Origin of the sequence: Sphingomonas sp. YR710, from assembly GCF_900101455.1 — a bacterium.
In the GTDB taxonomy this organism is placed as follows: Bacteria; Pseudomonadota; Alphaproteobacteria; order Sphingomonadales; family Sphingomonadaceae; genus Rhizorhabdus.
Genome location: NZ_FMZJ01000002.1, coordinates 255,510 through 268,690 on the forward strand (window position 1 = coordinate 255,510; position 13,181 = coordinate 268,690).

The 13,181-nt window shown below is 63.9% G+C and carries 17 protein-coding genes and 1 tRNA gene; 13 read left to right on the forward strand and 5 right to left on the reverse strand.

All coding sequences use genetic code 11. The features are described from left to right. The first annotated feature begins 2 nt into the window (after positions 1-2). The 11 genes from BLS13_RS03715 (at position 3) to BLS13_RS03755 (ending at position 9,865) form a co-directional block, all read left to right on the forward strand. On the forward strand, positions 3-596 hold the full coding sequence (locus BLS13_RS03715; protein WP_093449897.1) for a hypothetical protein: 594 nt from the start codon (positions 3-5) through the stop codon (positions 594-596). Further along, the gene (locus BLS13_RS03720) at positions 596-1,249 is read left to right on the forward strand and encodes a hypothetical protein (RefSeq protein ID WP_093449899.1); all 654 of its coding nucleotides are present in this window, start codon (positions 596-598) and stop codon (positions 1,247-1,249) included. The genes BLS13_RS03715 and BLS13_RS03720 overlap by 1 nt, the downstream gene beginning before the upstream one ends. Next, positions 1,249-1,683 carry a DUF6950 family protein gene (locus BLS13_RS03725; RefSeq protein ID WP_093449901.1) on the forward strand — a complete coding sequence of 145 codons (435 nt, stop codon included), beginning with the start codon at positions 1,249-1,251 and terminating at the stop codon, positions 1,681-1,683. Before BLS13_RS03720 ends, BLS13_RS03725 begins: the two co-directional genes overlap by 1 nt. After that, on the forward strand, positions 1,680-4,172 hold the full coding sequence (locus BLS13_RS03730; RefSeq protein ID WP_093449902.1) for a phage tail protein: 2,493 nt from the start codon (positions 1,680-1,682) through the stop codon (positions 4,170-4,172). The genes BLS13_RS03725 and BLS13_RS03730 overlap by 4 nt, the downstream gene beginning before the upstream one ends. A gap of 7 nt (positions 4,173-4,179) precedes the next feature. Beyond that, positions 4,180-4,347 carry a hypothetical protein gene (locus BLS13_RS20590; RefSeq protein ID WP_176943421.1) on the forward strand — a complete coding sequence of 56 codons (168 nt, stop codon included), beginning with the start codon at positions 4,180-4,182 and terminating at the stop codon, positions 4,345-4,347. Between the two features lie 19 nt (positions 4,348-4,366). Beyond that, complete coding sequence (locus BLS13_RS03735; protein ID WP_093449904.1) at positions 4,367-4,801, forward strand: hypothetical protein; 435 nt, start codon at positions 4,367-4,369, stop codon at positions 4,799-4,801. 11 nt (positions 4,802-4,812) lie between these two features. After that, positions 4,813-5,508: a glycoside hydrolase family 19 protein gene (locus tag BLS13_RS03740; protein WP_093449906.1), complete on the forward strand. Its 696-nt coding sequence runs from the start codon at positions 4,813-4,815 to the stop codon at positions 5,506-5,508. 70 nt (positions 5,509-5,578) lie between these two features. Next, entirely contained in the window at positions 5,579-5,767 is a 189-nt protein-coding gene (locus BLS13_RS03745; RefSeq protein ID WP_093449907.1) for a hypothetical protein, read from the forward strand. Between the two features lie 109 nt (positions 5,768-5,876). Further along, positions 5,877-6,002: a hypothetical protein gene (locus tag BLS13_RS20950; RefSeq protein WP_256325692.1), complete on the forward strand. Its 126-nt coding sequence runs from the start codon at positions 5,877-5,879 to the stop codon at positions 6,000-6,002. Positions 6,003-6,026: 24 nt separating this feature from the next. After that, the gene (locus BLS13_RS03750) at positions 6,027-9,131 is read left to right on the forward strand and encodes a coiled-coil domain-containing protein (RefSeq protein WP_093449909.1); all 3,105 of its coding nucleotides are present in this window, start codon (positions 6,027-6,029) and stop codon (positions 9,129-9,131) included. 8 nt (positions 9,132-9,139) lie between these two features. After that, positions 9,140-9,865: a hypothetical protein gene (locus BLS13_RS03755; protein ID WP_093449910.1), complete on the forward strand. Its 726-nt coding sequence runs from the start codon at positions 9,140-9,142 to the stop codon at positions 9,863-9,865. A 174-nt stretch (positions 9,866-10,039) separates the two neighbouring features. Here BLS13_RS03755 and BLS13_RS03760 read toward each other — a convergent pair whose 3' ends face one another. The 3 genes from BLS13_RS03760 to BLS13_RS03770 form a co-directional block, all read right to left on the reverse strand. Continuing rightward, the gene (locus BLS13_RS03760) at positions 10,040-10,432 is read right to left on the reverse strand and encodes a type II toxin-antitoxin system HicB family antitoxin (RefSeq protein WP_093449912.1); all 393 of its coding nucleotides are present in this window, start codon (positions 10,430-10,432) and stop codon (positions 10,040-10,042) included. 22 nt (positions 10,433-10,454) lie between these two features. Next, a complete protein-coding gene (locus BLS13_RS03765; RefSeq protein ID WP_093450150.1) occupies positions 10,455-10,655 on the reverse strand; it encodes a type II toxin-antitoxin system HicA family toxin in 201 nt (66 codons plus the stop codon). A gap of 270 nt (positions 10,656-10,925) precedes the next feature. Further along, positions 10,926-11,117: a hypothetical protein gene (locus BLS13_RS03770; protein WP_037528641.1), complete on the reverse strand. Its 192-nt coding sequence runs from the start codon at positions 11,115-11,117 to the stop codon at positions 10,926-10,928. Positions 11,118-11,392: 275 nt separating this feature from the next. On the opposite strand from BLS13_RS03770, the gene BLS13_RS03775 reads away from it, so the two are divergent. Beyond that, complete coding sequence (locus BLS13_RS03775; protein WP_093449913.1) at positions 11,393-11,647, forward strand: hypothetical protein; 255 nt, start codon at positions 11,393-11,395, stop codon at positions 11,645-11,647. A 111-nt stretch (positions 11,648-11,758) separates the two neighbouring features. Here BLS13_RS03775 and BLS13_RS03780 read toward each other — a convergent pair. Next, a tRNA-Tyr gene (locus BLS13_RS03780) sits at positions 11,759-11,844 on the reverse strand. Positions 11,845-11,971: 127 nt separating this feature from the next. Between BLS13_RS03780 and rlmB the strand changes: the two genes are divergently transcribed. Continuing rightward, on the forward strand, positions 11,972-12,715 hold the full coding sequence (gene rlmB / locus BLS13_RS03785; RefSeq protein WP_093449915.1) for a 23S rRNA (guanosine(2251)-2'-O)-methyltransferase RlmB: 744 nt from the start codon (positions 11,972-11,974) through the stop codon (positions 12,713-12,715). Positions 12,716-12,813: 98 nt separating this feature from the next. On the opposite strand, the gene BLS13_RS03790 is transcribed toward rlmB, so the two are convergent. Beyond that, positions 12,814-13,131, reverse strand: coding sequence for a 2Fe-2S iron-sulfur cluster-binding protein (locus tag BLS13_RS03790; RefSeq protein ID WP_093449917.1), 318 nt, complete (start codon positions 13,129-13,131; stop codon positions 12,814-12,816). Positions 13,132-13,181 lie beyond the last annotated feature (50 nt).

Sequence of the window (13,181 nt, forward strand, 5' to 3'; positions counted from 1 at the left end):
CCATGACGATCATCGCCTTTCCCAATGATCCGAAGATCGCCCAGATCATGTGGACGCCGCCGGCCAAGACGCAGATCAACCGTTCGACCTTCGTCGGGCGCCGTCGCGGCACGATCCTGCCATCGGCGGGCTTCTGGAAATGCCAGGTCTCGTTTCCGCTGGTGATGAGCGAGGCCGAATTCCTGCCCTGGCGCGCATTCCTGCTCGCCTGCAACGGCCAGGCGAACAGTTTCCGGATCGAGATCGCAGATTCGCCGCAGACAGCTGCCACCAGCGTGCTCGTCAACGGCGCCGGCCAGGCCGGGCTGTCGCTGGCAACCGATGGCTGGCCGACATCGGGCATCGTGCTGAAGGCCGGCCATGCCATCACCGTCGGCGAACAGCCGATCGTGCTCGCGGCCGATGCGGTGGCATCCGGCGGCGCCGCCACCTTGTCGCTTAGCCGCGTGTTGCGATCGAGCCCCGCCGACAATGCCCCGGTCGAGGTCCGGCTGCCGACGGCGTTGATGGCGTCGGAAAAGGATGATCTGCCCTACACGGCCTTGCCCGGCCAGATGTACCAGATCCAGCCCTTCGGCTGTGAGGAAGCGTTCTGATGCTCAACACGCCAGACGCCACCGCCCAGACCGCGCTCGCGGCGCAGACCTCGCGTGTGGCTTATTTCGGCCTGCTCGATTTCGCCGGCGATCCGCTGCGGCTGTCGACTACCGATTATCCGGTCACCTTCTCGGGCACCGGCGATGACGATCTCGACGGGCATATGTTCGATGCGCTCGGCGGGGCGTGGATGGATGTGTCGCCCGTCCAGCACAAGGAAGGCGGCGGTAGCCAGGTGACCGTCACGCTGTCCGGCTTGATCGGGGTCGATACCGATGCGTTGAACCAGATCGGCAGCCGGGCCTATTTTCAGGGCCGGATCTGCCGCCTGTGGGCGATGATGCGCGATCCGGCCACGGATGCGCCGATCGGCAATATCTGGTCTTATTATACCGGCTATATGCAGGTGCCAAAGCTGAGCGGAGACGACACCTATCAGACGATCACGATGACGATCGAAAGCTGGCTGGCCTTCGCGACCACGGCCAGCGGGCGCACCTGGCTGGCGCAACCGCGATACGATCCTGATGATCATTCGGCCGAGCTGTCGATCGCCATCGCCAACGGCACGACGCAGGGCAATCTCGCCGGCAGCAGCGGATCGGCGGGTGCTATCGTTCCGGCCTATGGCCGCAGGGTGGACATACCGTAATGCGCTACGCCGATTGGGAAACGCGCCTCGGGGGCTTCCTCGGGAAATGCCGGTCCGTGCCATTCGCTTATGGCAAGCATGATTGCTGCACCTTCGCCAGCGGGGCCGTGCTGGCGATGACCGGCGTGGATGCGATGGCCGAGTTTCGCGGCCGCTATCGCAGCATGGCCGGATCGGTGCGGGCGTTGCGCCGGATCGGCAAGGGCACGCTGGCCGCCACGCTCGATGCGAAATTCGAAGCGGTGGAGCCTGCGTTCGCGCATCGCGGCGATCTCGTGATGGCCGATGACGGCCAATGGGTCGATGGTCGCTGCGGCGGCGCCTTGTGCGTGTCGTTCGGCGCGTTCGCGATCGGCGTCGGATCGGAAGGCCAGCATGAAGGTCTGGTCAAGGTCGATCGTCGCCATTGGCAGCGGGCGTGGCGGGTCGCATGAGCAAGATCGTCAAGCCGCTGCTGATCGTCGCCGCGATCGCGGTCAATGTCATTCCCGGCGCGGGGCAGGCCGTCAGCGCGAGTATCTTTGGCGCGATTGCCGGATCTGTGGGCCTCGCCGCCGCGGCCACGATTGCCAGCCTGGCGCCGCTCGCCCTTACTGTCGCCGGACTGGCGGCGGCGTCATCGCTGTTGTCGCCCAAAATGCCGCAGTCGCCGCTCGGTCAGCTCGATCGTCTCAATGCATCGGTCAATCCGAATGCCTTCCGCACGATGGTGCTCGGGCAGACGGCGATGGGCACCGATATTCGCTATGTCGAGCCGTCGGGGACCGATCAGGAATATATCGATTATATCATCGGCGTCGCCTGCCATAAGGTGACGTCGATCGACGAAATATGGTTCGAACAGCGGCTCGCCTGGAGCGCCGGCGGCGGCGTCGACAGTTTCTATGCGGGCTATCTGTCGATCGATACCGTGCTGGAGGGCAATGCCTCCAACACGATCGCGATCAACGGCGGCGGCACCTGGGGCAGTAACGCCCGCCTCACCGGCTGCGCTTATGTCCATGTCCGGCTCAAGCGGACGGGCAGCAGCAGCAAGGCGACCAGCCCGCTTGCCAGCGGCCTGCCCTCGCGCGTCACGATCATCGGCAAGGGCATGCCGCTCTACGATCCGCGCCGCGACAGCACGGTGCCGGGCGGCAGCGGATCGATGCGCGCCGACGATCAATCGACATGGTCCTTCGCGCCGGGCGGGACCGAGATCGGCAACAATCTCGCGCTGCAGATCCTCAATTACCATCTCGGATGGCGGATAGAAGGCGAACTGTCGGTCGGCCCCGGCCTGCCCAAGGAACGACTCAACATGCCGAGCTTCATCGTCGCGGCCAATCTGTGCGACGAAGCGGTGACGAAGGCAGATTCGAGCACCGAGCCGCGCTACCATGGCGGCGCCGTCGTTACCGAAGGCAATCAGCCCGGGCAGGTGCATTCTGTGCTGGTCGCCGCGTGCAACGGCCGGCTGCGCGACAATGGCGGCAAGCTCAGCCTTGCCATCATGCACAACGATCTTGCGGTGATCGATGCCGATGACGGCCTGACCGATGTCGATGTGCTGCCGGGCGGCTACACATGGGATCCGTTCCCCACGGTTTCCGAAAATATCGTGCGCGGCAAATATACCGATCCGTCGCCGAATTCGCTTTATCAGCCGATCGACTATCCCGAAGTGAAGCTTTCCAGCCTCGACGGCATCGATCGCGTGCTGACGCTCGATCTGCTCGCGGTAGAGAGCCCCAGCCAGGGCGAACGCATCGCGAAACAGGTCCTCGAACGGCACCAATATCCAGGCACATTCAGCGCCGTCTTTTCGAACCGCGCGTGGAAATATCAGATCGGCGATCCGCTGCCGTTGACCTTTTCCGGTTGTGCCTTCGTCCGCAAGAAGTTCCGCGTCGCCGATCAGACGATCACCTATGACGGCACCTGCCCGATGGTGCTGACCGAAGAAAATGATGCGATCTATGCATGGGACGCGAGCGAGACCGCGCCTGTCACCGCCGCCGCGCCGATCACCTTCGATCCGCGCAACGCGCCTTATGTTTTGGGGATCGAGGATGCGAGGCTCTCAGCGGCGGATGCGGCCTCGGCTGCTGCCACGGCGGAAGCGGATGCCACCACCGCGCTGACGGAAATCGGGACGATCGTTGCCGACAACGTTCTGGATAGATCGGAAAAGCCAGCCATCGTTGCCGATTATGGCGTCCTGACGTCCGAACAATCCGGCATCGATGCGCAGGCCACGGCCTATGCCATCACGACGGAGCAGACGGCCTATGATTCCGCCATCACGTCGCTGGGCGTCTACCTCGCGGCGCTGTCGCCGGCCTATAACGATTATACTGCGGACACGGCCATTGTCCGGTCGGTGTTCATTTCGACGTTTCAGGCGGCCTATGCGGCCCGCCAGACGCTGTTGAACAAGATCGCGGCGATAGCCGGGACGGTATCGACGTGGGGCGGGGTTTCGAGCCGCCCCACCGAATTGACCGATGGCCGCATTCCGGCGGCGCTCGATAGCAGCGGCGTCGTCAACCCCGACAAGGTCAAGACGCTGTCGATCGAGGACGCATCGGTGACGATCCGTGCGGGCGTCGAACAGGTCGGCACGGAGGCGGGGTCGGGATCTCTCGTGACGATCCTGACCTTCACCCTGGTGCTGCCCTATGACGGCATGGTGATCATCCAGGCGGTGGGATCGCAGAACTATTATTCGGGAATTCCGGATTGGGAAGCGCACATCAATATAGGCGGTTCGCCGATCGCGGGCGCATCGGGCGGTGCCGGCGACTATCAAAGCATTGTCGCGATGGCCGGGATCGCCAGCCTGTCAGCGGGCACATACACGATCGACATGACGTGGAAGGGCGGCACCTCGGCCATCGTGCTCAGCGAAGCCGCCCTGATCATCGACGCAAGCATGAAATGAGGGCCGGATGCGGGTGGCGATTGGAAAGCCGGGCGAGGTGGTGCGGACCTATGTCACCGCGCCGCCGGCGGTGATCGTCGCGCAACTGCGCGACGGCGAGATCCCGGTGGAAACCAGGATCAAGGGGCGTGCCACGATCAGCGAGGATGGCCAGCAGGTTATCGCGGCCGACTGATTTTTCGGAAAGGGACATCATGGCGGATACGGGGGGCACCTCGCCGGGGGAACTCGGCGGGATGTTGGCGGGTGCGCTCGCCATATTGGGCGCGGCCGGGGCTGCGGCGAAATGGGTGATTGGCTGGCTGTCGGGGCGCGAGGAAACGCGATCGACCCGCAATGCCGCCTGGGAACGCGATCTCGATGCGCGCGAGAAGGGACTGGAAACCCGGATCGCCGAGAGTCTGGCGCGCTGCGAGGAGCATTGCGCGACGGTCGACGCCAAGTTCGACAAGGTTCGCATCGCCATCCTGCTGATCCTGCCCGAGCTGCAGCGCGCCGCACCCTATTCGCCGGCGCTGAAACGGGTCGGCGTGCTGCTGCGCGATGTCTTCCCGATCTCGCTTGATCAGCCCGACGACATGGCCGCCGGCATCGCCGCGATCGACGCCGCGGCGCCCGACACCAACTGAAAGGACAGAAGATGCCGATCGACTGGCAGGCCGCGCAGGTGCTGCTGACGGCGCAGGGCTATGCCTGCGGCACGCCGGATGGCGTGGCCGGGCCGAAAACCTTCACGGCGCTCTATGCCTTTGCGGCATCCCGGCAGGCGGACGACATGATCCGGCTGCGCGGCAAGGTCGCCGCGGAGCATTTCGCCGCTTATGGCATGACGACGGCGCCGCGCATCGCGGAATTCATCGCGCAGTGCTGCAACGAAACCGGCGGGTTCCGGCGTTTCGTCGAGAATATGAGCTACAGCGCACAGGCGCTGGTCGCCTTGTGGCCGTCGCATTTCACCAAGGCGCAGGCGCTGGCGGCGGTCGGTAACCCGGTGGAGATTGCGAGCCGGGCATATGGCGGGCGCATGGGGAACGATCCATGGCCGAGCCATGACGGCTACACCTATCGCGGCCGATACGATCTGCAGCTCACCGGCAAAGTCAATTACAAGCATTATGGTGACCTGATCGGCATCGATCTGGTCACCAATCCCGATGCCGCGCCGCCCGAAGCCGGCCCGCTGATCGCGCTCGAATTCTTCCGCCAGGGCAAGGTCAACGCCGCGGTCGATCGCGGTGATTTCGTCGAGGCCCGGCGGATCACGAACGGCGGGCGCATCGGGCTGGAAAACGTCGCCAAAATCCGCAACCGGCTGCGCGGCATCCTGCTCGGCTGAACCGGTTCGACGGCCGCCACGCGCCGGCCCACACTCCTGTTCGTGCGCGTCACCTGAAAGGAAGTACCCCATGAAAAGCATCCTCAACTGGCTCGGGCGCAAGGTGAAGGAGCCTTCGACCTATGTCGGCCTCGCCACCATCGCCACCGTTGCCGGTGCGCCCGCCGCCGGCGCGCAGATCGGCGCGGTCGGCCAGGCCGTCGCGCTGATCCTCGGCGGCGGCCTGGTCGCCCACAGCCCGCAGGCGCCCGCCGCCTGATCGCCCCTGCCGGCGCCGCGCGCGCCGGCGGTCCACATCAAGCATCTGACGGCGCGGAGCGCCGCAAGGCCGAGCGACCGCCGGGAAGTCCATCACGGCGGGCATCGCCATGCTGGCCGGCGTGATGGACTTCCCGACGCCGCTAGAGAGCGCGGCCGCCACCGCGCTGAACGTCAACTGCGGCACGACGGGAGCGAACGTGCTGGTGAATGTGCAGGGCTATCAGGCGCCCTGATCCTCCTGATCTGAAGGAACCCCCATGGCCGGACTTCCGACGCCCGGAGCGCTGACCCTGCGCTCCGGCGAGCCCTATGTGCTGCACGCCGCGCTTGCCGACGCGGCGGGCGATCCGCAGCTTCTGAGCGGGCGCAGCTTCAGGCTGGAGATCAGCCGCACGCTCGCCAACCAGGTATCGCTGAGCGTCGACGCAACGCTGTCGGTCGATGCCTTCTATATGATCGTCAGCCTCACCGGCGAGCAGACCGCCGCGCTCTATGCCGAATTCGCGGCGCGCGCCGGCTCCTACGCGATCCGCGAGATCGTGACCGGCGGCGAGATCTGGCGCGGCGGCGACCGTATCATCGTCGCGCCGGGGACCTCGGACGGCTCCGACGTGCAGCCGGTCACGATCGACCTGCCTTATGCCGATGCTTTGATTTCGCCCGCCGTGGTGATGATCAAGGAAACCGGCGCGCGCGGCCTGTCGGCCGCCGAGCAGTTCGCGATCGGCGGGATCGACGAAGGCGACCCACTGACCAACGCGATGTTCGCAGCCCTCGGCGACGGTATCCGGGCCGAGGTGCAGGACATAGCCGATGCGGCGGGGCAGAGCGAAACGAATGCCGGCGAATACCGCGACCAAGCTCAAGCTGCACGCGACATAGCGAACGAGGATGCCGAGGCGACGGGCGCCGACCGCGCGGCGGTCGCTGGCGACAAGCAAACCGTCCTTACGGCGCAGGAAGATGTCGCTGGCCGCCAGGCCGATATCGTCGAGCGACAGGACGACGTGGCGACTCGGCAGCAGAATGTTGCGGATCGCCAGGCCGACGTAATGGAGCGTCAGTCGGATGTATCCGATCGACAGGCGGATATCATCGAACGGCAGGACGATGTGACCGACCGACAGGCCGCCGTCGTCACCATGCAGGGCGATGTCGCGCTCCGCCAGGCCGATGTCATCACCCGCCAATCGGATGTCGCAGGCAAGCAAGCTACGGTCGCGGCCGACAAGGGCATTACACAAGGCTATCGCGACCAGGCGGCCGGTTATGCGTCCAATGCCTATGATGCTTATGCGGCGGTCCTGTTGTCGGCGAACCGTTACCCCGATTATGCGACCGGATTCGCGGCCACGACATCAGGCCAATATTTTCTTGTGATCGCGCCCTCCACGGACGTGTTCGCGACCTTGTACCGCAATCCCAGCGCGGCCGCGATCGCCAGCTTCCCGAACGCCTCGGCGCTGGCGGTGGCGGTAGCAGCGCTGCTGACCAATGCGACCGATGCAGGCTCGTCGCACGCACTGACCGATAAATGGGGCGGGGTCATCGCCGAATTTTCCGGCGACGGTCGGGATATCATTCTACCGGCCGGCGTTATCCGGGTCGACGACGGAGTGATAAGTTTCATATCCAAAGACGAAGCCGCACCCGGCGTTTCAACTCCGCAGATCTCGAAGGTCGGCGGCGTCGTTCGCATCGGCACGTCCGGAACATATATCAGCGTCGATCCGGTGACGGGCTCGATCTCGCTGGGAAGCCTGGGCGTGGTTTCGTTCGACGATGGCGTTGCCTTCCTCGACGGCTATGGCGGCGTCGCGCACCGCTTGGGTTGGGACGGGACTGCGGAGATCGCAGGTTTTTCCCTCAACGCCGATAGCACGATCACAACGCCCGGCGGCGGGACGATCACCGCTTCCGCAGGCGGGAATTTCTCGACAGACTACATTGCCGCAAAAAACAGCCTGGCCGAACAGCGCGCCGCGATCCTGCGGGAGCGCACCGTGAGCCCGGCGCAAGTTGTCGGTCTGTCGACCAAGAACACGGTCTTCCCCGTCTATGGCCAGTCGAACAGCGTCGGGCAGATGGCGCATCCGGCGCAATGGGGTTGGTCTGTGGGCCTCGGCGATACCTTCCTCGGCCGAACCCTCGGCCTGCGCATGATGGGCAACAGCCTGCACGGCAATTCGGCATCCGGCGGCCCTTGGGTGCAAATGGGGTCGGCTGCGTTCAATACGATGATCAGCACGGTGCGCGGAACCGGCGACGGCACCTTGCTCGATGCATCCGCGCAAGCCGCGCTCGATCCCACCGCAAGCAATCTGGGGCAGACGATAGCGGAAACCGCGCTGGCCACCCTTAGCTGGCTGCGGCTTCGCCGCGCGGGGCTTGCCAGCGATACGAGCCGCTTCATCGCTTATGCGGCCGGCATGAGCGGCAAGAGCATCGCTGAATTGAGCAAAGGGACCTCGCCCGACTATTACCGCCGGCTCGGCGACGGGGCGACGATCGCCAAGAGCATCGCGACCGGCCTCGGCGAGGCTATTCGCGAGGGTGGGTTGATCTACCTTCAGGGCGAACAGGATGGCTCGCTCGGCACCGCCCCCGCAACATGGAAGACCGCGTTCCGGCAATTGCGGTCCGATCATCATGCCGACACGACGCTGGGCGTTTTCGGCCAGACCGGCGAACCGCAAGTGCCCGTCTATATCCAGCAGATTTGTGGTGCCGGCATCATTTCACCCGGTGGCCTCGACATTGCCAATGCGCAGCTTGATCTGGCGCTGGAGGATGGCGGGCCGATCCTTGTGAGCGGCTATCGCGGTTCCTCGAAAGGCCTCCACTTCGATGTCAACACGACGGCATGGCGCGGGATGCAGTTGGGCGTGCGCATGTTCGAGCATCAGGTGCTCGGCAAGGTGCCGTTCCCATTCTCGCCTTACAGCGTCGAGACGAAGGGCAACCAGATGCTGGTCACCTTCCTTGTCCCCGAACCGCCGATCCAGTTCCTCGACACTTATAGCGGCTACACGGCCGCGCAGCCGACCAACAAAGGGCTGTTCCCATGGGATGCGACCGGCGACCTGACCGTAACCGATGTCTCGATCGTTGCGAGTTCGACCTTGCTGATCACCTGCAACCGCGCGTTCGGTGCATCGCCTGCGCTCGATTATGGACGGCGAACGGCCCCGATCATTGGCGCCGGCAACATCTATGACAGTCGGAAGTTCGGACTGCTCTCGCACTTCTATGCGGCTCTGTCCGGTTACGATCCGCAGGAAAACACTGTCAGCTATGCCGGAACCTATTTCCCCGGCGAAGAGGCATGCTGCCTGTTCAAACGCTCCGCAACCGCACTTTAGGAGGTTCCATGTCCCTTGGCCTAATCGATAGCACGGGCGCTGGCAGCGGCCCGCGTTCGCGCGTCATCCTTCCGGTTTCGACCGGCTTGCAGATGCTCAACTATATCGGCATCGACGCCGCCAATTCGGTGAAGAACCGCGCGGCGCGGGCATCTACGCCTTCGGCGATCGTCGGCACGCCATCCTATGCCGCCGACCGCGCAACCCTCTCTGCGGCAAACTATCTGACACATACCGAACTGGCGGAGCCGCTGAGCTTTACACGCCTGTTCGTGTGGCGCGGCACCGTCGTTCCATCCAGCGCGACAACAAATCGCTGCGCGCCGGTTGGTTTCGGATCGAACACGAAATGCTATGTGAATGATGTCGGCACATTTCGTTTCGCGACGACGATCGGCGGATCGATCGTCACCTCGACGATGAACCGCACCGCGACCGAAATGCAGACGATCCGCATGATGGCGTGGGTTGTGGAAGCTGGCGTTGGACAACGGCTTTATGATCTGACGGCGGCCGACAGTGTGGTGACGGCGAACGCCGGCTCGCGCGTGGCCAGCGGCCTGACCCTCATTACCGGCGGCGCGCAGGGGACATTCACGGCGCCTGTCGAAATGAGCCTCGACGTGCTGCACAATGTGGCGCTGACAAAGGCGCAAATCGATCTCAACGCCGCCCAGCTCGCGCGTTTTCTGAAGGATGTGCGCGGAATCACCGCGTTGGTGCCCGGTGTGTGACGCGCCGGTGGTCTATCAGGCGGTCCAATTCAAGTTGGCGAATTATGCCTCGCCGATTCCGATCTGATCGGTGGTGGCGGCTCAGGCAGATCATCCATCCGCTCGAACCGCCACCGCTCGCCGTTCCTCATCATTTCGACGGCGATGATGCGTTCGGGATCATCGCCCGTCGGCTTAATGTCTGCCCTGGATTTCATTGCGGGCCGCCTCGGCCAGAAAGGCGCTTCGGGTCAACTTGCGCGCCCCAGCGGCCGAATCGATCGCGGCGAGCGTACCCTGATCGAGCGACAGATTGACCCTTGTCAGCTTGCCGCTCACCGTCATGCGCGGAACGGCGATCAGAAAGGCACCATCGGCCAGATCATCCACCGCTTTCTCCCTTACGGCGGCGAGACTGCCGGGCGCGGGCTCGGGCTGATCTTCAAGCCAAAGCTCCATCGCCTCGATCGCGTTCGGTAACACATCGTCCAGATCGTCCGCCGCCGAGAAGCATCCGGGCAGATCGGGAAAGTGCACGCCATAGGCGCTGTCAGGATCTTTGTGCACGACGGCGTAAAAATATTTCATGTCGAACCTCCGAAGGGGTGGCTTAGAGCCACCCCGCTGCCTTAGCGATGCTGCGGGCGGTGCCGATTGGCAAATCCCGCTTGGGGTGTGGGACAACGAGCGAAACCTCCCCGCGCCGGAACTTGTGGTGCGAGCCCCGCACCGAAACCTGTTCCCAGCCTTCTGCGAGAAGGCGCTTGATGATCTTTTTGCTATCCCGTTCTATGCGCAAATAAATACACACTAGGCGCAGGGGTGTCAACAGGAATGTGCAAATATATACACACAAATCGATCGCCGCGTTTTACAGCCTGCCGCTAAGCTATTGATCGTAAACAGCCGATTTTCGGGCCGTTTTACGCCAAAGAGCCCGGAATTGCTGAATGATGGGGAGCTTGGAAGGCTAGAGCATTACCACTATGCTACGCCCGCGTCGCGGTGCAGATAGCCCAAAGCGCGGGCGCGCGACAAGCCCTTCGGCCGCGCCTTTCGCGTCTTTGCCGAAATTGCGCGATCAGTGGACCAGCGATGCCCATGCTGCGGCGCTCGCGGCAAGCGCCGCACCCGTGACCGAAGCCGCCATCAGCCCGCGCCCGGCGAGCGCCAGGATCGGCGCATCCGGCCGCCGCTCGCGGCGATTGCGGCTAAGGCTCGACAGGACGAACATCGCGACGAAACCATAAAGCAGTGCAAAGACAGACAGCATTTCCACCCCCGACAACCGACCTTTGGACCGCGCAGGCGCCGCCATCGATCGTTGGTCCGTTATCGACCGAACATGGTAAATTTCTGGCAAATATTGCGACGCACGAGCCAGCCCGTGCCACCATCGCGACAAATTGGCGCGCGCTTTCGTCATGCAACCCTTGGCCCCGCTCCGATGGAACCTCTTCAGCCTTATGCAGGTTGAAAAGCTTGTCGAGCGGCAACGCCTGTGCAGGGCCTCCCCACAGCCGAACGCTCCGCAGGAAGGAAACCGCCATGCGCCAATTTGTGTCAGGCACCGAAATCCGCACCTACGTCCAGAACCGGGTCGACGCCGACCCCAGACTTCGATCGGCCCGAGCGAAGATCCTCATCCCGATGCCGAAGCCGACTGCGACCGAAAGCATGACCGGCTGCAACTGGACGATGCATTATATCGGGCAATATGGCGACCTGCAGCGCATCGCCGACGATGCCGTAGCGATCGTGCAGAATGATTTCAACATCGGTGGGCCAGGCCAGCCGGGCTGATCCGGCAGGGGTGAAGCGGCCTTTGGCGGCAACGCGTTGCACGCATGCGCTGCTCCGCCGGCGCGGGAGTTTCGCACCAAATTGCCCCCCGGCCAATTTGTTACGCGAAACTGGTGGAGGGGGCTGGATTCGAACCAGCGTACGGAAAACCGGGCAGATTTACAGTCTGCTGCCTTTAACCACTCGGCCACCCCTCCATGAGGCGCCAAAAGCGAGGCGGTCCAATGGCCAATCGCAATCCGCCTGTCAACGGCAGCGTGCGCGAAAGTTGATCGGCATCACGCGACTTGCGCGAAACAGGCTGGCGTGGAAAAGGCTCCGGCCATGCGCAAAGGCCATCGACCATCCCAATCCGCCCCCGGCAAACCCCGTTTCTGGGGCCGCCATGCCGTCACAGCCGCGCTCGCCAATCCCGATCGGGTCGTGCGACGCATCTGGGGGACGCGCGAGGCGCTGGCGGCGCTGGCGCTCCCGCCGCTGCTTCAGACGACCTATGCCGATGTCGCCGATCTCGGCCGGCTAGTGCCGCAGGACGCGCCGCATCAGGGGCTCGTGATCGAAGTCGATCCGCTGCCCGATATCTGGCTGGGCGATCTGCTGGACAAGGGCCGCGACGATCGCCGGCCGCTCATCATCCTCGATCAGGTGACCGATCCGCATAATGTCGGCGCGGTGCTGCGCTCGGCGGCTGCGTTCAATGCGCTGGGCATCATCACCCAGGATCGCCATTCGCCGCCCGAATCGGGGGCGCTCGCCCGATCCGCATCGGGCGCACTCGAAGTTGTGCCATGGGTTCGCGTCGTCAATCTGGCGCGCGCGCTCGATGAAATCGCCGAGGCGGGATTCTGGCGGATCGGGATGACCGGCCATGCCAAGGGCACGTTGCAACAGGTGATGGGCGAGGGCCGCATCGCGATCGTGCTGGGTGCCGAAGGCGAGGGCATGCGCCAGAATACCGAGTCGCATTGCGATGAGCTGGCAAAGCTGCCGATCAGTCCACTGGTGGAAAGTCTGAACATCTCGAATGCGGCCGCGATCGCGCTCTACGCGATCGCAACCCGCGGATAATTCGGCAAGGGGGACGGCGGGCGTTCTTGTGCTGCCGTGATTTCCGAGCCGCCAGACGATTCCATCCGGCTTGAAATCACCTCAGGCCCGCCGATTCATCAATCCTCAGGCGCGATCGTGACGATCAGACCGTCGAGTTCGTCGGTCATCTGAAGCTGGCACGAAAGCCGCGACGTATCGTTGCGATGATCGCTGCTATCGAGCAGATCATTCTCGTCGTCGCTCATCTCGGGGAGGATCGCCGCGAAGGCGGGATCGACATAGACATGGCAGGTCGCGCAGGAGCAGCAACCACCGCATAGCGCCAGCAGCTCATCGACGCCATTATCCCGGATGATTTCCATCACCGAAAGACCGGTATCGGCCTCGAACACCGATTCGTCGCCCTCGCGCGTGACGACCACCAATTTCGGCATTAACCCACTCCCCGACAAAAACAGAATCGCCGCGGCTATGTCTTGCCGGG

Bases quoted from the DNA above. Each gene is read 5' to 3' on its own strand.
- BLS13_RS03715 (WP_093449897.1), top strand. From the start codon at position 3: ATGACGATCATCGCCTTTCCCAATGATCCGAAGATCGCCCAGATCATG.
- BLS13_RS03720 (WP_093449899.1), top strand. From the start codon at position 596: ATGCTCAACACGCCAGACGCCACCGCCCAGACCGCGCTCGCGGCGCAG.
- BLS13_RS03725 (WP_093449901.1), top strand. From the start codon at position 1,249: ATGCGCTACGCCGATTGGGAAACGCGCCTCGGGGGCTTCCTCGGGAAA.
- BLS13_RS03730 (WP_093449902.1), top strand. From the start codon at position 1,680: ATGAGCAAGATCGTCAAGCCGCTGCTGATCGTCGCCGCGATCGCGGTC.
- BLS13_RS20590 (WP_176943421.1), top strand. From the start codon at position 4,180: ATGCGGGTGGCGATTGGAAAGCCGGGCGAGGTGGTGCGGACCTATGTC.
- BLS13_RS03735 (WP_093449904.1), top strand. From the start codon at position 4,367: ATGGCGGATACGGGGGGCACCTCGCCGGGGGAACTCGGCGGGATGTTG.
- BLS13_RS03740 (WP_093449906.1), top strand. From the start codon at position 4,813: ATGCCGATCGACTGGCAGGCCGCGCAGGTGCTGCTGACGGCGCAGGGC.
- BLS13_RS03745 (WP_093449907.1), top strand. From the start codon at position 5,579: ATGAAAAGCATCCTCAACTGGCTCGGGCGCAAGGTGAAGGAGCCTTCG.
- BLS13_RS20950 (WP_256325692.1), top strand. From the start codon at position 5,877: ATGCTGGCCGGCGTGATGGACTTCCCGACGCCGCTAGAGAGCGCGGCC.
- BLS13_RS03750 (WP_093449909.1), top strand. From the start codon at position 6,027: ATGGCCGGACTTCCGACGCCCGGAGCGCTGACCCTGCGCTCCGGCGAG.
- BLS13_RS03755 (WP_093449910.1), top strand. From the start codon at position 9,140: ATGTCCCTTGGCCTAATCGATAGCACGGGCGCTGGCAGCGGCCCGCGT.
- BLS13_RS03760 (WP_093449912.1), bottom strand. From the start codon at position 10,432: ATGAAATATTTTTACGCCGTCGTGCACAAAGATCCTGACAGCGCCTAT.
- BLS13_RS03770 (WP_037528641.1), bottom strand. From the start codon at position 11,117: ATGCTGTCTGTCTTTGCACTGCTTTATGGTTTCGTCGCGATGTTCGTC.
- BLS13_RS03775 (WP_093449913.1), top strand. From the start codon at position 11,393: ATGCGCCAATTTGTGTCAGGCACCGAAATCCGCACCTACGTCCAGAAC.
- rlmB (WP_093449915.1), top strand. From the start codon at position 11,972: ATGCGCAAAGGCCATCGACCATCCCAATCCGCCCCCGGCAAACCCCGT.
- BLS13_RS03790 (WP_093449917.1), bottom strand. From the start codon at position 13,131: ATGCCGAAATTGGTGGTCGTCACGCGCGAGGGCGACGAATCGGTGTTC.